This window comes from Paenirhodobacter ferrireducens (assembly GCF_004022265.1).
Classification (GTDB): domain Bacteria; phylum Pseudomonadota; class Alphaproteobacteria; order Rhodobacterales; family Rhodobacteraceae; genus Rhodobacter; species Rhodobacter ferrireducens.
In genome coordinates, this window is sequence record NZ_SAVB01000008.1 from 75,033 (window position 1) to 94,717 (window position 19,685).

The 19,685-nt window shown below is 68.3% G+C and carries 18 protein-coding genes; 8 read left to right on the forward strand and 10 right to left on the reverse strand.

Going from position 1 to position 19,685, the window contains the following annotated elements:
* Positions 1-13: 13 nt before the first annotated feature.
* Entirely contained in the window at positions 14-1,714 is a 1,701-nt protein-coding gene (locus tag EOW65_RS07965) for an ABC transporter ATP-binding protein (protein WP_128148512.1), read from the reverse strand.
* 213 nt (positions 1,715-1,927) lie between these two features.
* Between EOW65_RS07965 and EOW65_RS07970 the strand changes: the two genes are divergently transcribed.
* The gene (locus EOW65_RS07970) at positions 1,928-3,127 is read left to right on the forward strand and encodes a pyridoxal-phosphate-dependent aminotransferase family protein (RefSeq protein WP_128148434.1); all 1,200 of its coding nucleotides are present in this window, start codon (positions 1,928-1,930) and stop codon (positions 3,125-3,127) included.
* Between the two features lie 99 nt (positions 3,128-3,226).
* On the opposite strand, the gene copM is transcribed toward EOW65_RS07970, so the two are convergent.
* Complete coding sequence (gene copM, locus EOW65_RS07975; RefSeq protein WP_240664579.1) at positions 3,227-3,631, reverse strand: CopM family metallochaperone; 405 nt, start codon at positions 3,629-3,631, stop codon at positions 3,227-3,229.
* 94 nt (positions 3,632-3,725) lie between these two features.
* Positions 3,726-4,838, reverse strand: a complete 1,113-nt coding sequence (locus EOW65_RS07980; protein WP_128148435.1) for a pyridoxal phosphate-dependent aminotransferase — start codon at positions 4,836-4,838, stop codon at positions 3,726-3,728.
* A gap of 132 nt (positions 4,839-4,970) precedes the next feature.
* Between EOW65_RS07980 and EOW65_RS07985 the strand changes: the two genes are divergently transcribed.
* The gene (locus EOW65_RS07985; RefSeq protein ID WP_128148436.1) at positions 4,971-5,753 is read left to right on the forward strand and encodes a crotonase/enoyl-CoA hydratase family protein; all 783 of its coding nucleotides are present in this window, start codon (positions 4,971-4,973) and stop codon (positions 5,751-5,753) included.
* A 100-nt stretch (positions 5,754-5,853) separates the two neighbouring features.
* On the opposite strand, the gene EOW65_RS07990 is transcribed toward EOW65_RS07985, so the two are convergent.
* From EOW65_RS07990 to EOW65_RS08000, 3 genes are all read right to left on the reverse strand, one after another.
* A complete protein-coding gene (locus tag EOW65_RS07990; protein WP_128148437.1) occupies positions 5,854-6,189 on the reverse strand; it encodes a DnaJ family domain-containing protein in 336 nt (111 codons plus the stop codon).
* A gap of 3 nt (positions 6,190-6,192) precedes the next feature.
* A complete protein-coding gene (locus tag EOW65_RS07995) occupies positions 6,193-9,303 on the reverse strand; it encodes a valine--tRNA ligase (RefSeq protein ID WP_128148438.1) in 3,111 nt (1,036 codons plus the stop codon).
* Between the two features lie 195 nt (positions 9,304-9,498).
* Entirely contained in the window at positions 9,499-9,930 is a 432-nt protein-coding gene (locus EOW65_RS08000) for an Lrp/AsnC family transcriptional regulator (RefSeq protein WP_128148439.1), read from the reverse strand.
* A gap of 226 nt (positions 9,931-10,156) precedes the next feature.
* On the opposite strand from EOW65_RS08000, the gene EOW65_RS08005 reads away from it, so the two are divergent.
* Entirely contained in the window at positions 10,157-11,302 is a 1,146-nt protein-coding gene (locus EOW65_RS08005) for a type III PLP-dependent enzyme (RefSeq protein ID WP_128148440.1), read from the forward strand.
* 148 nt (positions 11,303-11,450) lie between these two features.
* Positions 11,451-12,647 (forward strand): DUF2235 domain-containing protein, encoded by a 1,197-nt coding sequence (locus EOW65_RS08010; protein ID WP_128148441.1) that lies wholly within the window; start codon positions 11,451-11,453, stop codon positions 12,645-12,647.
* Here the strand turns inward: EOW65_RS08010 and EOW65_RS08015 are convergent.
* Positions 12,549-13,040 (reverse strand): PaaI family thioesterase, encoded by a 492-nt coding sequence (locus tag EOW65_RS08015; protein WP_128148442.1) that lies wholly within the window; start codon positions 13,038-13,040, stop codon positions 12,549-12,551. The two genes, EOW65_RS08010 and EOW65_RS08015, sit on opposite strands and share 99 nt — an antisense overlap.
* 101 nt (positions 13,041-13,141) lie before the next feature.
* The gene (gene metF / locus EOW65_RS08020) at positions 13,142-13,999 is read right to left on the reverse strand and encodes a methylenetetrahydrofolate reductase [NAD(P)H] (RefSeq protein ID WP_128148443.1); all 858 of its coding nucleotides are present in this window, start codon (positions 13,997-13,999) and stop codon (positions 13,142-13,144) included.
* Between the two features lie 93 nt (positions 14,000-14,092).
* On the opposite strand from metF, the gene EOW65_RS08025 reads away from it, so the two are divergent.
* The 3 genes from EOW65_RS08025 to EOW65_RS08035 all read left to right on the forward strand — a co-directional run bounded on the left by EOW65_RS08025 (position 14,093) and on the right by EOW65_RS08035 (position 17,151).
* Positions 14,093-14,998 carry a LysR family transcriptional regulator gene (locus EOW65_RS08025; RefSeq protein WP_128148444.1) on the forward strand — a complete coding sequence of 302 codons (906 nt, stop codon included), beginning with the start codon at positions 14,093-14,095 and terminating at the stop codon, positions 14,996-14,998.
* A 78-nt stretch (positions 14,999-15,076) separates the two neighbouring features.
* Positions 15,077-16,279 (forward strand): MFS transporter, encoded by a 1,203-nt coding sequence (locus EOW65_RS08030; RefSeq protein WP_128148445.1) that lies wholly within the window; start codon positions 15,077-15,079, stop codon positions 16,277-16,279.
* Between the two features lie 83 nt (positions 16,280-16,362).
* Positions 16,363-17,151, forward strand: coding sequence for an inositol monophosphatase family protein (locus EOW65_RS08035; protein WP_128148446.1), 789 nt, complete (start codon positions 16,363-16,365; stop codon positions 17,149-17,151).
* 50 nt (positions 17,152-17,201) lie between these two features.
* Here the strand turns inward: EOW65_RS08035 and EOW65_RS08040 are convergent, their stop codons facing one another.
* Positions 17,202-17,897, reverse strand: coding sequence for a glutathione binding-like protein (locus EOW65_RS08040; RefSeq protein WP_128148447.1), 696 nt, complete (start codon positions 17,895-17,897; stop codon positions 17,202-17,204).
* 124 nt (positions 17,898-18,021) lie between these two features.
* On the opposite strand from EOW65_RS08040, the gene mscL reads away from it, so the two are divergent.
* Positions 18,022-18,435: a large conductance mechanosensitive channel protein MscL gene (mscL, locus tag EOW65_RS08045; protein ID WP_128148448.1), complete on the forward strand. Its 414-nt coding sequence runs from the start codon at positions 18,022-18,024 to the stop codon at positions 18,433-18,435.
* Between the two features lie 54 nt (positions 18,436-18,489).
* Here the strand turns inward: mscL and ald are convergent, their stop codons facing one another.
* Positions 18,490-19,608, reverse strand: a complete 1,119-nt coding sequence (gene ald, locus EOW65_RS08050) for an alanine dehydrogenase (protein WP_128148449.1) — start codon at positions 19,606-19,608, stop codon at positions 18,490-18,492.
* Positions 19,609-19,685: the final 77 nt, after the last annotated feature.

Genomic DNA, 19,685 nt, shown 5'->3' on the forward strand with positions numbered 1-19,685 from the left:
GCCTGCTTCTCCGTCATTCGACAAGCTGCATCCGGCACAGGCCGGCATAGGCGCCGCCCCGGGCAAGCAGCTCGTCATGCGTGCCCTGTTCCACCGCCTCGCCCTCGACGATCACCACGATCCGGTCGGCGTCGCGCACGGTCGAGAGGCGGTGCGCGATGACCAGCGTCGTGCGCCCTTCGGAAAGGTGCGAGAGCGCCTGCGCCACCTTTGCCTCGGAAGCGGTGTCGAGCGCCGAGGTGGCCTCGTCGAGAAGCAGGATCGGCGCGTTGCGCAGCACCGCGCGGGCGATCGCCACACGCTGGCGCTGTCCGCCCGACAGCGCCGAGCCGCGCGGGCCGGCGGGCGTTTCGAGGCCAAGCGGCATCGCGTCGGTGAACTCGGTCACATGCGCGACCTCAAGGGCCTTGGCCAGTGCCGCCTCGCTGACGTCGGTGCGGCCCAGAAGCACGTTCTCGCGGATCGTCTCGTCAAAGAGCGCCGCGTCCTGTGCCACCATCGAGAACATGTCGCGCAGCGTGCCGAGATCGAGCGTCGAGACCGGCACGCCGCCCACGGTGACCGCGCCACTGTCCGGATCGACGAGCCGGGTGAGCAGGTTGAAGACGGTGGTCTTGCCGGCGCCCGAGGGGCCGACGAGGGCGGTGGTCTTGCCCGCTTCGGCGGTGAAGCTGAGCCCGCGCAGCACCGGCTTGCCGCCATAGTTCAGCCGCACGTTGTCGAGCCGCACCTCGGTCGTCGCCGGGCGCGGGGCCGGCAGCGCTGGCGAACGGATCTCGGGGGTGATGTCGAAAACGCCATAGAGCCGTTCAAGGCTGGCGGCGGCGGTCTGCCAGGTGCCGGCAAGCCCGCCAAGCCGGCGCAGCGGCTGGAAGGCCAGCGCCATCGCGGTGAAGAAGGACATGAACTCGCCGACGGTGCGCTCGCCCTCGACGATCTCGGGGCCGCCAAGCACGAGGACGGCGAAGAAACCAAGCCCGGTCACCACGTCGATCAGCGCCGGAATCATCGACTGTGACACCGCCATCTTCACCATGGCGCGGCGGATGAAGGCCACCAGCGTCTCGAAGCGGCGCATCTGGTAGGGTTCCATCCGGTTCAGCTTGACCGCCGAGATGCCGTGGAACACCTCGTCGAGGCGGGTGGCGCGGGCGCTGGCCTGATTGCGCATCTGCCGCGTCTTCTTGCGGATGTAGCGCTGCGCCATGGTGGTGGGCAGCACCAGAAGCGGCGCGCCGATCAGCGCGGCGAGCGTCCAGCGCGGGTCGATCGACAGCGCCACGCCGAAGAGCGAGACAAGCGCGATCGCGTCGCGCCCGGCGCCGGTGATGAAGGTGGTCCAGACCCCCTGCACGGCAAGCGTATCGCCCTGCACCCGCTCGATCAGCGCGCCGGGCGGGTTCGCCTGGAAGAACGACTGGTCAAGCGTCAGGATATGCCGCACCAGATCGACCTGCATGTCCGAGGAGGAGCGCTGCGACACGTCCGACAGCAGCGCCCGCGAGCCGACCGACGTGACGGCGCGGATCAGGAACAGCCCGAAGATCGCACCGCCCACCCACCAGATCATCCCGGCCTGGCCCTTTACGAAGACGGTGTCGAACAGCGGCTCCAGCATTGCGCTGAGCGCGCCGAGGGTCGAGCCCTCGATCACCATCAGCACCATGGCGACGACCATCTTCGGCCAGTGCCGGCGCAGGTAGCGGTTCCACATCCGGGAAAAGAGCGTGTGCGAACGATAGGGAGTGTCGGGCCTTGCCACGGGAACCTCGCTGAGGGCGCCGGCGGGCGCGGGGTGAGCCCGATCTAGCGCGAAACCCGCCGCCGGGCAAGTTTGCCCGCCGGCGCCGGCCGGGGGAGGGGCTGCGGGCGTTGACCCGGCGGGGGCGGTTCAGTACCGAGGAAGGATCAGTTTCAGGAGACACCGATGAGCCTTGCGCAGGGCCGTACCTATCTCGCCATTCCCGGGCCCTCGGCCATGCCCGACCGGGTTCTTGCCGCGATGCACCGCGCCGCGCCGAACATCTACGAGGGCGACATCGTCACGATGACGCGGGGCATCGTGGCCGATCTGCGCCGCGTCGCGCTGTCGAGCAGCCATGTCGCGATCTATATCTCGAACGGCCATGGCGTGTGGGAGGCGGCGATCGCCAACCTGTTCTCGCGCGGGGATCGGGCGCTGTCGCTCGCCACCGGGCGGTTCGGCATCAACTGGGCGCTGCATGCGGCCGCCATGGGGGTCGCGGTCGAGACGCTCGATTTCGGCCTGAAGGCGCCGGTCGATCCGGCCCGGGTCGAGGCGGCGCTGCGGGCCGACACCGAGCAGACGATCAAGGTGGTGCTGCTGACCCATGTCGACACCGCGACCTCGGTGCGCAGTGACGTTGCCGCGGTGCGCGCGGCGATCGACGCGGCCGGGCATCCGGCACTGCTGGCCGTCGACTGCATCGCCTCGCTGGGCTGCGACGCGTTCCGCTTTGACGACTGGGGCGTCGATGTGATGGTCGCGGCCAGCCAGAAGGGGCTGATGGTGCCGCCGGGGCTGGGTTTCGTCTGGGTCTCGGACAAGGCGCTCGAGGCGAGCCGGGCGAGCGATCTGAAGACCCCCTACTGGGACTGGGCGCCGCGCCTCAACCCCGAGCACTACTATGAATATTTCGCCGGCACCGCGCCGACGCACCACCTTTTCGGCCTCGTCGAGTCGCTGAAGATGCTGCTCGACGAGGAGGGGCTGGCCCATGTCTGGGCACGGCACGCGACGCTCGCGCGTGCGGTCTGGGCGGCATTCGATGCCTGGGGAGAGGGCGGCGAGATCACGATGAATATCGCCGACCCGGCCGAGCGTGGCCATTCGGTGACGGCTGTGCGGATCGGCGGCGGTGGCGCGGCGCGGCTGCGGACCTGGTGCGAGGAGGAGGCAGGGCTCACCCTTGGCATCGGGCTTGGCATGGCCGAGCCGGGCACGCCCGAGGTGGCGAATTACCTGCGCATCGCCCACATGGGCCATGTCAACGCGCATATGACGCTCGGCGCGCTTGGCGTGATGGAGGCGGGGATGATCGCCCTTGGCATTCCGCATGGGGCGGGCGGCGTGGCCGCCGCTGCGGCCGTCTGCGCACAGGGCTGAGCGCGGGACTAAGGGCAGGCGGCGAGGGGAGGGAACACCCTCGCCGCCTGCGACACGACGCCGGGTCAGGGGAGACCCCGGCGCCGCAAGGCGGAAGGCTCAGGGATTGCCGTGCTTTTCGAGCCACTGCACCATCCAGTCGACCTCGGCCTGCTGGTTGGTGATGATGCCCTCGGCAAGCTTGCGCACGTCCGGGTCATCGCCATAGTCGCGCGCGATCCGCGCCATCTCGATCGCCCCTTCGTGATGCGGGATCATCGCGCGCACGAAGTCGATGTCGGCGTCGCCGGTATAGGGGACGTCCATCGCCGTGTGCATCTTGCGGTTCGCGGCCAGGAACGCCTCGGTCGAGGGGGCGGCATCGGCGGTCGCATTGGCGCCGCTCATCTTCTGGCCCTCGTGGACATCACTGCCGCCGCGGCCCTGGGCATAGGCGCCAAAGGCGATGGCGAAGGCGACGGGGCTGAGCATCGCGATCCGTCGGGTGCGGTTGATTCTGCTCATCTGCAACTCCTGTTCCCTTGGACAGGAGCCTGCGCCCGCGTCGCGCCTGCGGCAAATCACCACTGAGCGAGGGAAACGTGAGTCCCCGTGGACCTCACTGCGCCGCGCGGGCGCGCGAAAGCGCACCGGGAAGGGCCGCGGCAAAGGCCTCGACCTCGGCCTCGGGGCCGCAGGAGACGCGGATGCAGCGATCGAGCGGCGCCACGCCCGGCATCCGCACGAAGATGCCCGCAGAGGTCAGTTCCGCCAGCACGGCACGGGCGAAGGCGCCGTCGCGACCGCAGTCGATGGCGACGAAATTCGTGGCCGAGGGCAGGGGGACGAGCCCGTTTTCCCGCGCGATGGCGCCGATGCGGTCGCGCGAGGCGCCGATCAGTCGCCGCATGTAGGCAAGCCAGGTGGTGTCGGTCAGTGCGGCCAGCGCACCGGCCTGACCGATCCGGCTCATGCCGAAGTGATTGCGGATCTTGTCAAAGGCCGCAATCAGCGGCGCCGCGCCGATGGCATAGCCCACCCGCGCGCCGGCCAGCCCATGCGCCTTCGAGAAGGTGCGCATCCGGATCACCCGCGGATCATCGGCGTCGATCGGCGCTTCGGTGCCCTCGGGGGCGAGTTCCACATAGGCCTCGTCGACAATGAGCAGGCTGCCCTCGGGCACGCGCGGCACCATCGCGGCGATTGTCGCGCCCGGGTGATGCGAGCCCATCGGGTTGTCGGGGTTGGCGATGTAGATCAGCTTCGGCACGATCTGAGCGGCCAGGGCCAGCAGCGCCTCGGGGTCTTCGGCATCGCCCGCATAGGGCACCTTGTGCAGCACGCCGCCAAAGCCCGAGACGTGGAAGTTGAAGGTCGGATAGCCGCCTTCCGAGGTGACGACGGCATCGCCCGGCGCGATCACCAGCCGGCACAGATAGCCAAGCAGCCCGTCGATGCCTTCGCCCACCACGATGTTCTCGGGCCGGCAGCCATGGCGCGCGGCCAGCGCCGCCTTCAGCTCGTAATTCTCCGGGTCGCCGTATTTCCACGCCTCGCCCGCCGCCGCCGCCATCGCGGCGATCGCGCGCGGCGAGGGGCCAAAGCCGTTCTCATTCGCGCCCAGACGGGCAGCGAAGGGATGGCCCATGCGGCGCTCCTGCGTTTCCGGCCCGACGAAGGGCACGGTCGAGGGCAGGGTGTCGATCAACGGGGTGTAGCGAGGTCCGGTCATGATGCGAAATCCCTAGGAGCAAAGCCCGCCTCCGGCAAGGGGGCAGATTTCGTCGCGTCACCCGGGCGCGGGCCCGCTGCCATGCGCTGGTGCACCGCCTATACTGGGAAAAAGGCAGACAGGGAGGAAAACATGGCTCGGCTCACCACGGAAATTCGGGGCGGGATCGCCTATGTCACGCTCACGCGACCCGAGAAGATGAACGCCGTCGATTTCGAGATGATCGACGCGGTGATCGAGGCGGGTGATGGGCTTGCCACGCAGCCGGGGCTGCGCGCGGTCGTGCTGGCGGGCGAAGGGCGGGCCTTCTGTGCCGGGCTCGATGTCGCGAATTTCGCCCGCCTTGCGCAGGGCGGGGCCGAGGATCTGATCCTGCCGCGCAGCCATGGCGCGGCGAACCGGTTCCAGCAGTTTTCGCTGGTGTGGCGGACGCTGCCGGTGCCGGTGATCGCGGCGTTGCATGGCGTGGCCTTCGGCGCGGGCTTCCAGCTTGCGCTCGGCGCCGATATCCGCGTTGCGGCGCCCGGCACGCGGCTGTCGATCATGGAGATGAAATGGGGCCTTGTCCCCGACATGGGCGGCATGGTGACCCTGCCCGAGCTGACCCGCGCCGATGTGGTGCGGCGCCTGACCTATACCGCCGAGGAGATCGGGGCCGAGCAGGCGCGGGACTGGGGCCTCGTCACCGAGATCGCCGAGGATCCCTTCGCCCGTGCCTCCGAACTGGCCGAGACGATCGCGGCGCGCAGCCCCTCGGCGATCCGGGCGGCGAAGCGGCTGATCGCCACCGCCTGGGCGGCGCCCGCCGAAACCGTGCTGATGGCCGAAAGCCGCGAGCAGGTGGAGCTTATCGGCAAGCCCGACCAGCTCGAGGTGATCGCCGCCAATCTGCAGCACCGCGCGCCGGCCTTCTGACCTGCCGATTTTCCTTGGCGCAACTACTCCCGCCGAAGGCTCTGCCCGCGAGCGGGAGCCTCCGGCGGGAGTAGTTGATCGAGGAAAAACAGGAGGGAGCTCAGCCCTTCAGGAACTTGCGCCGCGATTCCTCGGCGATCGCCTGTTTCATCATCAGCTCGGACAGGCGCGCCATCAGGGCGCGGCGCGCCGTCTCGTCGGTTTCTGCGGCCAGCTCGGCGCGGACCGCCTCGACCTGCTTCTTCAGCACGATCTCTTCGGGCAGCACGCCCGCCGCCGCCATCATCCGGAAGCCGACCGCCTCGCCGGCATCGAGAAAGGCCTCGCCGGTGCGGTCGGGGAGGGGCTTGCCCTCCCCTGCAAGGCCCGAGAGCCTGCCCTCGGCCCGCGCCTTGAGCATCCGCCGTTCGGCGAGTTTCTCGAGCCAGCCCGCCATGGCTCAGCCGAGCTCGGCGAGCCGCTTCACCGCGGCGGCGACCTTGGCGGCCTCTTCCTCGCGGGCGGCGAGGTTCTCGCGGGCCTCGTCGATCACCTCCTCGGCCGCGTTCTCGATGAACTTCGGGTTCGAGAGCCGGCCGCGCAGGCCCGCCGCCTCCTTCTCGAGCTTGCCGAGGGTCTTCTCGAGCCGGGCCTTCTCGGCCTTGACGTCGATCACCCCCTCGAGCGGCAGGCCGAGGAGCGCGCCGGCGACCGGGATCGAGATCGCGCCCTTCGGGATCGCGGTCTCGGTCAGGCTGTCGAGACGGGCGAGCTTGAACACCAGCGCCTCGTTGCGGGCAAGCGCGGTGCGCGCGGCCTCGTCGGCCTCGGCCAGCACCATCGGCAGCTTCAGCCCCACCGGCACGCCCATCTGCGCGCGGCTCGAGCGGATCGTCTCAATCAGGTCGATGACCCAGTTCATCTCGCGGTCGGCCTCGGCATCGATCAGCTCGGCGCCATAGATGGGCCAGTCGCCATGCACCAGCATCTTGGCGCGGCCCTCGGCGGGGGCCGTCAGCGCCCAGAGCTCTTCGGTGATGAAGGGCATGATCGGGTGCAGCAGGGTATAGCACTGATCGAGCACCCAACGCATCGTGGCGCGGGTCTCGGCGGCTTCCTCGGTGTCGAAGAGGGGCTTGGCGAATTCCACGTACCAGTCGCAGACCTTGCCCCAGACGAAGGCGTAAAGCGCCTGCGCCGCATCGTTGAAGCGGTAGGCGGCAAAGGCCGCATCGACCGTCTCGCGCACCTTGGCGGTCTCGCCGATGATCCAGCGGTTCACCGTGTGCCGGGGCTGCGGCACGCCGGCGGCGGCCGGGCCCTCGAACACGCCGTTCATCTCGGCGAAGCGGGTGGCGTTCCAGATCTTGGTGCCGAAGTTGCGATAGCCCGCGATGCGGTCCTTCGACAGTTTCAGCACGCCGCCGATCGCCGCCATCGACGTATTGGTGAAGCGCAGCGCGTCGGCGCCGAACTCGTCGATGATCTCGAGCGGGTCGATGACGTTGCCCGCCGTCTTCGACATCTTCTTGCCCTTCTCGTCGCGCACCAGCTGATGCAGGTAGACGGTGTGGAAGGGCACCTGATCGACGACGGCAAGCTGCATCATCATCATCCGGGCGACCCAGAAGAACAGGATGTCGAAGCCGGTCACCAGCACATCGGTCGGGAAGTATTTCGAGGTGCTCTCGTCCCAGTTCGGCCAGCCGAGCGTGCCGATCGGCCACAGCCCCGAGCTGAACCAGGTGTCGAGCACGTCCGCGTCGCGCCAGACCGGATAGACCAGAACGGTCGGATCCTGGCTGACGTTATACTCGGCGAGGCTTGCCGCCAGCGTGTCGATCGCCGCCTGCTTGTCGGCCACCTCGACGATGCGCGCATGGCTGAGCGGGATCGGCAGATCGGCGATCTCGTCCTTGAAGGCCGCCGTCACCGCCTCGAAGGCCGGGGCGCAATGATAGACGTCATTGCGGTGCAGCATGCCGCCCTCGTTCAGGAGCCGGCCGAGTTCCACCTCGTCGAGCGCACCGTCGCCCTCGTCGTCGCGGAAGCCCGGCGCGCCGAGGTCGAGCCCGTACCACACCGGAATCTGATGGCCCCACCAGAGCTGGCGCGAGATGCACCAGGGCTCGATGTTCTCGAGCCAGTGGAAATAGGTCTTCTCGCCGGCCTCGGGCATGATGACGGTGTCGCCATTGCGCACCGCGTCCAGCGCCTTGCCGACGATCTTCTCGGCGTCGACGAACCACTGGTCGGTCAGCATCGGCTCGATCACCACCTTCGAGCGGTCGCCGAAGGGCTGCATGATCGGCTTCGCCTCGACCAGCGGGATCACGTTCGGCTCGCCCTCTTCGCCGGCCTTCGGGTTCGCGACCATCACGGCAAGGCCCTCGGCCGTGACCTGTTCGATCACCGCCTCGCGCGCGGCATAGCGGTCAAGCCCGCGCAGCTCCTCGGGCACGAGGTTGAGCGCGTCGACCTCGGCTTCGGTGAAGGACGCGCCCTTCGAGATCTCCATCGCGCGCTTCGCCGCCTCGGCATAGGAGAGCCCGTCGGTGCGCATCTGCGCGCGGGTGTTCATCAGCCGGTAGAGCGGCAGGCCCGCCCGTTTCGCCACCTGATAGTCGTTGAAGTCATGCGCGCCGGTGATCTTCACCGCGCCCGAGCCGAAGGTCGGATCGGGGTAGGGGTCGGCGATGATCGGGATCTGCCGGCGGTGTTCCTTCGGACCCACCGGGATCTCGCACAGCTTGCCGATCAGCGCGGCATAGCGCTCGTCAGTGCCGTTCACCGCGACCGCACCATCGCCCAGCATGGTCTCGGGGCGGGTGGTGGCGATCGAGATATAGTCGCGCTCTTCCTCGAAGATGACGGTGCCGTCCTCGTCCTTCTCGCGATAGGTGTAGGTCACCCCGCCCGCGAGCGGATACTTGAAGTGCCACATGTGGCCCGCGACCTCGATGTTCTCGACCTCGAGGTCGGAGATCGCGGTCTCGAAATGGGGATCCCAGTTCACCAGCCGCTTGCCGCGGTAGATCAGGCCCTTCCCGTACATCTCGACGAAGACCTTGATCACCGCGTCATGGAAGTTGCCTTCCTCGCCCGCCGGTGCGCCGGGCGCGCCCGACATGGTGAAGGCGTTGCGCGACCAGTCGCAGGACGAGCCGAGGCGCTTGAGCTGGTTGATGATGGTCGAGCCGTACTTGCCCTTCCACTCCCAGACCTTCTTCAGGAATTCCTCGCGGCCCAGTTCGACGCGGCCGGGCTGGCCGGTCTTCGCCAGTTCCTTCTCCACCATCATCTGGGTGGCGATGCCGGCATGGTCCTGACCGGGCTGCCACAGCGTGTCGAAGCCGCGCATCCGGTGCCAGCGCACCAGGATGTCCTGCACCGTGTTGTTGAACGCATGGCCGACGTGCAGCGCGCCGGTGACGTTCGGTGGCGGGATCATGATGCAGAAGGTTTCCGGGCGCGAGGCATTGGCGCCGGCCTTGAAGGCGCCGGCCTCTTCCCATTTCGCATAGATCCGAGGCTCGGCCTCGCGCGCGTCGAAGGTCTTTTCCATCGTCATCGGTCTTGTCCTTTCAGGGCTTGACGGCTGTTTAGCGCGCACACCCCGCAAGGAAAAGCCTTTCCGCGCGCTGCAAGGGGGGCGCTGCCCCCCTCACCCCCCGAGGTATTTATGGCAAGATGAAGGGATGAGAGCGCTTTTCATCTTGCCCGAAATACCTCGGGGGTCCGGGGGCGGCGCCCCCGGCCGTGCCGCCTAGACCGCGCGGTCGAGTTTGGTCGACAGGTGGATCAGGCTTTCCGAGCTTTTCACCCCCTGCATCTCGCCGATCTGATCGAGCACGGCGTCGAGCTGCGCGGTCGAGTTCGCCGCGACCTGCAACAGCAGATCGACCCGGCCCGAGGTGGTCGAGATCCGCTCGACCTCGGGGATCGCCTTCAGCCGGGTCAGGATCGCGGGCTGGGCGCGCGGCTCGATGGTCAGCAGCACGGTGGTGCGCAGCCGCCCGGCCCGCGCCGCCTCGCCCAGCTTGACGGTATAGCCCGCGATGATGCCCGTCGTCTCCAGCCGCTCGAGCCGCGCCTGGATCGTCGAGCGCGCCACCTTCAGCCGTCGCGCCAGTGTCGCCACCGACATCCGGGCATCGCCCGAGAGCAGGCCGAGGATCGCCGTATCGAGTTCATCCATGGGAGTGCCTGCAAATTGACCGAATATCTCGTCATTATAACGATGATATGCCGCACATCTACTCTTTTGATCGGTGAAAACGTGCCCCATTTAGCGCAAACTGAAAAGACAGGAAAAGGGCGCCTCATACGCACCTGGCCTGGTTGGTTGAAACGCTGTAAGCGTCTCCCGACCCGTGAAGCCGGGGCAAGAGGTGGCTGCAATTCTGTTGGCGAGGGAGAAGCCGATGGGACTGTCGAAGACGATCTGGGCGGCGCCGTCCGAAATCATCCGTCACAAGCAACCCGAGCACCCGGTGCTGGTGTTCTCGCCCGCCGCGTTGCAGGCGAGCGCGCGGCGCTTCATCCGGGGCTTTCCGGGTATCGTGACCTATGCCGTGAAGTCGAACCCCGACGAGATGGTGATCCAGAACCTCGTGGCCGCCGGCGTGCGCGGTTTCGACGTCGCCTCGCCGTTCGAGATCGACCTCGTCCGTCGTCTCGCCCCGGGAGCGGCGCTGCATTACCACAACCCGGTGCGCGCGCGGGCCGAGATCGCCCATGCGGTGAAGGCCGGGGTGAAGACCTGGTCGGTCGATTCCGGGTCCGAGCTCGAGAAGCTGATTGAGATGGTGCCGGCCGAGGGCTGCGAGATTTCGGTGCGCTTCCAGCTGCCGGTCGCGGGGGCAGCCTATCATTTCGGCGCCAAGTTCGGCGCGACGGCCGAGGCTGCGGCCGAACTTCTGAAGCGGGCTGCCGCGGCGGGCTTCATCCCCTCGCTCACCTTCCATCCGGGCACGCAATGCACCGATCCGATGGCCTGGGACGCCTATATCCGCACCGCGGCCGGGATCTGCACTGCGGCCGGGGTGACGGCGGCGCGGCTCAATGTCGGCGGCGGCTTCCCGAGCCATCGTCAGGAGGCGGCTGCGCCGGCGCTCGAGGCGATCTTCGCGCTGATCGACCGGGTCGCGACCGAGGCCTTCGGCGCCGATCGTCCGGTGCTGGTGTGCGAGCCGGGCCGCGGGCTGGTGGGCGATGCCTTCACCCATATCACCCGGGTGAAGGCGCTGCGCGACGGCACGCATGTGTTCCTGAACGACGGCGTCTATGGCGGGCTGGCCGAGCTGCCGCTGATCGGCAACATTGACCGCATCGAGGTGATCTCGCCCGAGGGGGCGCGCCGTGTTGGCGCACCGGTCGGCCGCACCGTCTTCGGCCCGACCTGCGATTCGGTCGACCGGCTGCCGGGGGAATTGCCGCTGCCGGGCGATCTGGCCGAGGGCGATTTCATCGTCTTTCATGGCATGGGCGCCTATTCCTCGGCCACCAACACCCGGTTCAACGGCTTCGGGGCGATGGAGATCGTCACCGCGCTGTCGCTGAAGGGCTGAGGGCGCGACCTTCGCCGGCGCCCCGAGCCGCGCACGACATCGTCAATGACCGTTTACCGACCTTGCCCTATGCTCGGGGCAAGGTCTTTTCACGCGAGGGGGAGATGGGCGCGGATTTCGCCACCCGCATCCCGGGAGGCTCCGGGTGATGCGCGGGTTGATCGAACGGCTGGTGGCCTTTGCGCGCCACCATCTGCACCGGCGACAGCCCGAGGCGGCGCCGCCCGCACCGCGCACGCGCGGGCCTGTCGATCACGTGCTGCTGCTCGACGGCACGCTCGGCGCGCTCGACCCGGCGCGGATCACCTCGATCGGGCTGATCTGGCGGTTCCTGCGCCGGCGGGTGCCGCGCGCCTCGATCTACTATGGCAAGGGGCTGCAGTTCCGCGAATGGCGCGACCTGACCGATGTCTGGTTCGGCTGGGGGGTGAATGCGCAGATCCGCCGTGCCTATGGCTGGCTGGCGATGCGTTATCGGCCCGGCGACCGGATCTTCGTCATCGGCTATTCCCGCGGCGCCTTCGCGGCGCGCTCGCTGGCGGGGATGATCGAGCGGGTCGGCCTCTTGCGCCCCGAGGAGGCGACCGAGCGCAATGTGACCCTGGCCTGGCGCCATTACGAGGGGGTGCTGTCGCCCGAGGCCTTCCGTCACGCCCATTGCCATGCCGAGACGGCGATCGAGATGGTCGGCGCCTTCGACACGGTGCGGGCGCTGGGCGTGCAGTTTCCGTTGCTGTGGATGCTGAGCGAACCGCGCTATCGTTTCCACGATCACCGGCTCGGTCCCTCGGTGCGGCACGGCTTTCACGCGCTCGCCCTGCACGAGACCCGCTCGGTGCTGGAGCCGCTGCTCTGGGCAAGCGAGAACACCGGCGCGGCGCGGATCGAACAGGTCTGGTTTCGCGGCTGCCATGGCGACATCGGCGGCCAGCTGGGCACGTTCGAGGCGGCGCGGCCGCTCGCCAACATCCCGCTGGTGTGGATGCTCGACCGCGCCGCGGAGCTGGGTCTTGCCCTGCCCGCGGGCTGGCGGGAGGAGTTTCCGACCGACCCGCTTGCCCCCTCGGTCGGCAGCTGGGGCGGCTGGGGCAAGTTGTTCTGGCTGCGCGCGCCGCGGGTGATCGGCCGCGACCCGTCCGAGAGCGTGCACGACACCGCCTTCATCGCCGGGCGGGAATGGTGGCTGACGATCCGGCCGTGGCTCTCCGAGAAGGGCGCCCGCATCCGCCGGCTCGGGCAGAGGCGCTCAGTGCGCCTCGCCCATGACGAAGCAGGTGGCGGTGCCGACGGCATAGAGCCGGTCGTCGGCCACGCCGCGGATCTCGCCGCGCGCGACCCCGGTTGAGCGGCCGAGGTGCTCGAGCCGGCCGATGCCCGCCACCTCGGTGCCCAGCGGGATCGCACGCAGCATGTTCACCTTGTATTCGAGGGTCGTCTGGAACTGGCCGCGCGGCAGGCCGGTGATGACGGCGCAGGTCAGGCAGGTGTCGAGGATCACCCCGTACCAGCCGCCATGCGTGCCGCCGAAGGCGTTGGTGTGGCGGAACTCGGGCGTGCCGCGGACCTCGACGAGGCCCTTCTCGACCGCGGTGATACGATAGTTCATCGACTGCGCCAGCGTCGTCGTCGGCACCTCGCCCGCCAGCATCTTGCGCATGAACTCGAGCCCGGTCATCGCGCGCAGCGCCTCGAGGGGCAGGAAATCGCCGGGGTCTTCGGCATACATCGGTTGGGTCATGGTCTCTCTCCCTTGTCGGGAGGCAGCCTGCCGTCTCGCATGCGCAGCGAAAAGGGGGCGCGAGGCCCCCTTTGTCAAAGTTCCGTGACGTCACGCGAGGCTCAGGCGGCCGCGGCCGCCGGCACCACGCCAAGCGCCGCGCAGACCGCCTGCGTCATCTGCGGCCGGTTCAGCGTGTAGAACTGCAGGTCCTCGACCCCGCCAGCGATCAGGGCCTCGCACAGTTCGATGCACAGATCGGTGGCGTGCTCGCGCTCGCGCCCGGCGGCGATCGCCGCCTCGAAGCCCTCGGCCACGCCCGCGGGAATCGCCGCGCCGCAGCGGCTGGCAAAGCCCTTCGCGCCCTTCCACGACTGGATCGGCAGGATGCCCGGGATGATCTTCGCGGTGATCCCTTCCTTCACACAGGCATCGCGGAAGCGGAAGAAGGTGTCCGCCTCGAAGAAGAACTGGGTGATCGCCGAGCTTGCGCCGGCCTCGGTCTTGCGCTTGAGCCAGCGCACGTCGGCCAGCGCGTCGGTGGCCTCTGGGTGCGGCTCGGGATAGGCGCCGCAGCGGATGGTGAAACGGCCGTCGGCGGCCAGCGCCTCGATCAGCTCGACCGAGCTGGCAAAGCCCTCGGGATGCGGGGTGAAATGCATGGCCCCCTTCGGCGGGTCGCCGCGCAACGCCACGATCTCGGTCACGCCGGCCTCGGCATAGGCGTCGACGATCTCCAGCGTCTCGGCCTTGGTCGCATCGACGCAGGTCAGGTGTGCGGCGACGTTCAGCCCATAGTTCTTGTGGATCGTCGCCACCGCCTCATGCGTCAGCTTGCGCGTCGTGCCACCGGCGCCATAGGTGACCGAGACGAAGCCCGGTTTCAGCGGGGCGAGCGCCTGCACCGTTTCCCACAGGCGGAACGACGCGTCGAGAGTCTGCGGCGGGAAGAATTCGAAGCTGACGGTCGGCGTGGTCATGGCGGCATCCTTGTTTTCTGCTGCCCTTGTGCCCGATTCCGGGATGTGAGACAAATTCATAATACTCAAGAACGTTATGAGTCTGTCAACAAGATGCACCTGGAGCTGCGACACCTGCGCACGATGAAGGCGATCCATGACGCGGGCGGGCTCGCCCGCGCGGCGGAGGTCCTGCACATCACGCAATCGGCGCTGAGCCATCAGGTGAAAGGGCTCGAGGAACAGGCGGGGGTCGAGCTGTTCGTGCGCCGCTCGAAACCGTTGCGGCTGTCGGCCGCCGGGATGAAGCTCCTGCGGCTGGCCGAACGCGTGCTGCCCGAGGTCGACGCCGTCGCCGACGAGTTCGAGGCGCTGCGGGCCGGCCGCGCCGGGCGGCTGCATATCGCGATCGAGTGTCATGCCTGTTTCGACTGGCTCTTTCCGGTGCTCGAGGCCTTTCGCCGCGACTGGCCCGAGGTCGACATCGACATCCGTCCGGGGCTCGCCTTCAACGCGCTGCCGGCGCTTGCACGCGAGGAGGTGGATCTGGTGATTTCCTCGGACCCTGAGAAGATCGCGGGCATCACCTTCAATCCGCTCTTCGACTATTCGCCGACCTTCATCGCCGCCTCGACCAGCCCGCTGGCCGCGAAACCCTATGTCACCGCCGAGGATTTCGCCGATCAGACGCTGATCACCTATCCGATCGACCGGACGCGCTCGGACGTGTTCTCGTTGCTGCTGGGCCCCGCGCGGGTCGAGCCGAAGGCGCATCGGCAGGTCGAGCTGACCGCGGTGATCCTGCTTCTGGTCGCGGCCGGGCGCGGCGTTGCGGTGCTGCCCGACTGGGTGCTGCGCGAGGTGAAGTATCAGCCCGACTACATCACCCGCCCGGTGACCGAGAAGGGCTTGCGCAAGCGCCTTTACGCCGCGACCCGGGACGAGGATCTGGGCGAGGGCTACATGGCCGACTTCCTGCGTCTGGCGCGGACCGAGCCGGTCAAGCTGCAGCGCGCGTGATGTAACCGTCACAATTCCGGGCGTGACGGAATGCCGCGGCGGGGGCTAGATCGGCGGGCAACCCCGAGGGACCGCCCGATGACCGCCATGCCGCAGCCAGCCCGTGCCAACGCGGGCGCGACCGTCTTCCCGATCCTGATCGCGATCTCGCTGTGTCACATGATGAACGATGTGATGCAGTCGATGCTGTCGGCGATCTATCCGATGCTGAAGACGGATTTCGCCCTCGACTACTGGCAGATCGGGCTGATGACGCTGGCCTTCCAGGGCACGGCCTCGCTGCTTCAGCCGGTGATCGGCATCTTTACCGACGCCCGGCCGCAGCCCTGGTCGCTGCCGCTCGCCTCGGTCTCGACCTTCCTCGGCGTGATGGTGCTCGCCTTCGCGCCAAGCTGGCCGCTGCTGATCGTCGGCGCGATGCTGATCGGCTTCGGCTCGGCGATCTTCCACCCCGAGTCGAGCCGGGTGGCGCGGCTCGCCTCGGGCGGGCGCTTCGGGCTCGCGCAATCGGTGTTTCAGGTGGGCGGCAATTTCGGCACGGCCATCGGCCCGCTGCTTGCCGCCTTCGTCGTGTTGCCCTTCGGGCGCGGCTCGGTCGCCGTCTTCGGCCTGCTTGCGGTGATCGCCGGCACCATCCTGACCCGGGTCAGCCGCTGGTATGGCACGCATCTGAAGACGCGCGCCCGCAAGGCGATGGACAAGACCTTGCCGCTGCCGCGCAACCGCGTGGTGCTGGCGCTGACGGTGCTGGCCTTCCTGACCTTCACCAAGAACATCTACATGGCCTCGATGAGTTCGTATTACACCTTCTACCTCATCGACACCTTCCACGTGGACACCCGCACCGCGCAGCTGATGCTGTTCCTGTTCCTCGGCGCCGTTGCCGCGGGCACGGTGCTGGGCGGGCCGGTCGCCGACCGCTGGGGGCCGATGGCGGTGATCTGGGTCTCGATCCTCGGCGTGCTGCCCTTCACCTTGGCGCTGCCGCATGTGGGGCTGGTTGCCTCGGGCGTGCTGACGGTGCTGATCGGGCTGATCCTCGCCTCGGCCTTCTCGGCGATCGTGGTCTTCGCGCAGGAACTGCTGCCCGGCCGCGTCGGCATGGTGGCGGGCATCTTCTTCGGGCTCAGCTTCGGCATGGGCGGCATCGCCGCGGCGGCGCTTGGGGTGCTGGCCGACCATCACGGCATCCGCTTCGTCTATCTGATCTGCTCGGGTCTGCCGGCGCTTGGCGTGCTCACCATCCTGCTGCCGCGACGGCGCGAGTTCCTGCGCGGCTGAATCCGCCCGGACCGGGCCGCAAACCCCTTGGATTCCGGCCTCCGCCCGTGTAAGGCAGCGGCCTGAACCGAAGGAGCGAACCGATGCAAGGCAGCGCCAACCTCAATCTGATGATCAAGGCCGCGCGCAAGGCCGGCCGCTCGCTGGTGAAGGATTTCCGCGAGGTCGAGAACCTGCAGGTCTCGGCCAAGGGGCCGGGCGACTTCGTCAGCCGCGCCGACCGCGAGGCGGAACGGATCATCAAGGAAGAGCTGCGCGGGGCGCGCCCTTCCTATGGCTGGCTCGGCGAGGAGACCGGCGAAGAGGCGGGCGAGGACCCGACCCGGCGCTGGATCGTCGATCCGCTCGACGGCACCACCAACTTCCTGCACGGCCTGCCGCACTGGGCGGTGTCGATCGCGCTCGAGCACAAGGGCGAGATCGTCTCGGCGGTGATCTTCGACGCCGCCAAGGACGAGCTTTACTGGGCCGAGAAGGGCTCGGGCGCCTTCATGAACGAGATGCGCCTGCGCGTTTCGGGCCGCAACCGGATGATCGAGTCGATCTTCGCCACCGGCGTGCCCTTCGGCGGCCGCTCGACCCTGCCCGCGACGCTGCAGGATCTGGCCCGGCTGATGCCGGTCTGTGCCGGCGTGCGCCGTTTCGGTGCCGCCTCGCTCGACCTCGCCTATGTGGCGGCGGGCAAGTACGAGGGCTATTGGGAGCGTGGCATCAAGGCCTGGGACATCGCGGCCGGCCTGCTGCTGGTGAAGGAAGCCGGCGGTTTCGTCGGCCCGGTGCGCGAAGGCCGCGACATCTTCGAGACCGGCAGCGTGATCGCCGCGAACGGCGAGCTGTTCGAGCCGCTGTGCAAGGTGCTGCGCGCCGAATGAGATCCGGCCCCGCCGCGGCATGACCGCGGCGGTCACCGTTGCGCCCGGCCTCAGTCGCGTTTCGGGATCAGCAGCCCGCGCTGCACCGCCGGACGGGCAAGGAAGCGCTCGAGATAAGCCGGCACATGGGCCAGATCGGCCCAGCCGGCCAGATCGGCGGCCTTGTAGAAGTCGCGCAGCGTGCGCAGCCAGGGCGCGATGGCGATATCGGCGATGGAATAGTCGCCCGCCACCCAGTCCCGGCCCGCAAGCCGCCCGTCGAGCACCTTCAGCAGCCGTGCCGCCTCGGTGCGGAAGCGTTCCTTCGGGCGCGGATCCTCGATCTCCTTGCCGGCGAAGGTGTGGAAATAGCCGAGCTGGCCGAGCATCGGGCCAAGCCCGCCCATCTGCCACATCAGCCATTGCAGCACCTCGTAGCGCTGCGCCTGCGGCAGCAGCATCCCGCTCTTCTCGGCCAGATAGATCAGGATCGCGCCGCTTTCGAACAGGCCGAGCGGTTCGCCCCCGGGCCCGTTCGGATCAAGGATCGCGGGGATCTTGTTGTTCGGTGCGAGCGACAGGAATTCGGGCGTCATCTGGTCGTTCGTGTCGAAGCGCACGAGATGCGGCTCGTAGGCGAGGCCGGTCTCCTCGAGCATGATCGACACCTTCACCCCGTTCGGTGTGGGCAGCGAGTAAAGCTGGATCGCCTCGGGGTTTTCCGCGGGCCAGCGCCTAGTGATCGGGAATTGCGTGAGATCGGTCATCGACACCTCCTGTTTGCGCCGAGCCGAGCACATTTCCGCTGCAAGGAAAAGATGCAGCCGCAGCAGGAGCATGCTACCCTGCGCCGGTCTGCGCCTGCCACAGGGGCGCTGAGAGGGGCATAACATGTTGCAAGAGTTCAAGAATTTCATCGCCCGCGGGAATGTCGTCGACATGGCGGTGGGCATCATCATCGGCGCGGCCTTCACCGCGATCGTCAATTCTCTGGTGGCGGATCTGATCAACCCGATCATCGGCGTCGTCACCGGCGGGCTCGATTTCTCGAACCTGTTCATCAACCTCGGTGCGGGTGACTATCCCTCGCTTGCCGCGGCGAAAGAGGCCGGCGCGCCGGTCTTCGCCTATGGCGCCTTCATCACCGCGGTCATCAACTTCCTGATTATCGCCTTTGTCGTGTTCCTGCTGGTGAAGCTGGTGAACCGGGTCAAGGACGCTGCCGAGAAGAAGGAAGCCGCCGCTCCCGCCGGCCCGAGCGAGCTCGACGTGCTGCTGGAGATCCGCGACGCGCTGAAGAAGTGATCCGGCACCGGCCGGAAGGGGAGGGGCCCGGTCCGCATGACCGGGCCCTTTGCGTCACAGCCCAAGCGCCTCGGCGCCAGAGATCACCGGCAGGCCAAGGGCGGCGCCGACCGGGGCGCAGGTCAGCCGCCCGGCGTGCACGTTCAGCCCGTCGAGGAGATGTGCGTCCTCCAGGCAAGCCTGCCGCCAGCCCTTGTCGGCGAGCGCCAGCACGAAGGGCAGGGTGGCATTGCCAAGCGCCTGCGTCGCGGTGCGGGCAACGGCGCCCGGCATGTTCGCCACGCAATAGTGGATCACCCCGTCGACTTCGTAGATCGGGTCTTCATGCGTCGTCGGGCGAGAGGTCTCGAAACAGCCGCCCTGGTCGATCGCCACGTCGACGAGCACGGCGCCCGGTTTCATCGTCTTCAGCATCGCCCGCGTCACCAGTTTCGGCGCTGCGGCGCCCGGGATCAGCACGGCGCCGATCACCATGTCTGCCGTCGCAACGAGTTCGGCAGTGGCGGCGCGGTCGGAATATTGCGTCGTCAGCCGCCCCATAAAGACGTCGTCGAGATAGCTTAGCCGCGGGATCGAGCGGTCGAGCACGGTGACATGGGCGCCCATGCCGGCGGCGACGCGCGCCGCCGCCGTGCCGACCACACCGCCGCCGATGATGACCACATGCGCGGGGCGCACACCCGGCACACCGCCCAGCAGCACGCCGCGCCCTCCATTCGCCTTCTGCAAAGCCCAGGCCCCGACCTGCGGTGCAAGCCGCCCCGCCACTTCCGACATCGGGGCCAGCAGCGGCAGCCCGCCCTTGCTGTCGGTCACCGTCTCGTAGGCGATGCAGGTCGCCCCCGAGGCGAGCAGGTCATGTGTCTGCGCCGGGTCCGGCGCGAGATGCAGATAGGTGAACAGCACCTGCCCCGGGCGCAGCATCGCGCGCTCGCCCGGCTGCGGCTCCTTCACCTTCACCACCATCTCCGCCGCCGCCCAGACTGCGGCGGCATCGGCGGCGATCTGCGCGCCTGCGGCGACATAATCGGCATCGGTGAAGCCCGAGCCGATCCCGGCACCGGCCTCGATCAGCACGGCATGGCCATGCGCCACGGCCTCCTGCGCGGCCGAGGGCGTCAGGCCGACGCGAAATTCCTGGGGCTTGATCTCCCTCACACATCCGATCTTCATCCGGTCCTCCTCCGATCCGAAATGCTCCTCCACCCCAGCCTGCGCCCGGGCGCGCAAAATTGCATCGAAAAGCGGTT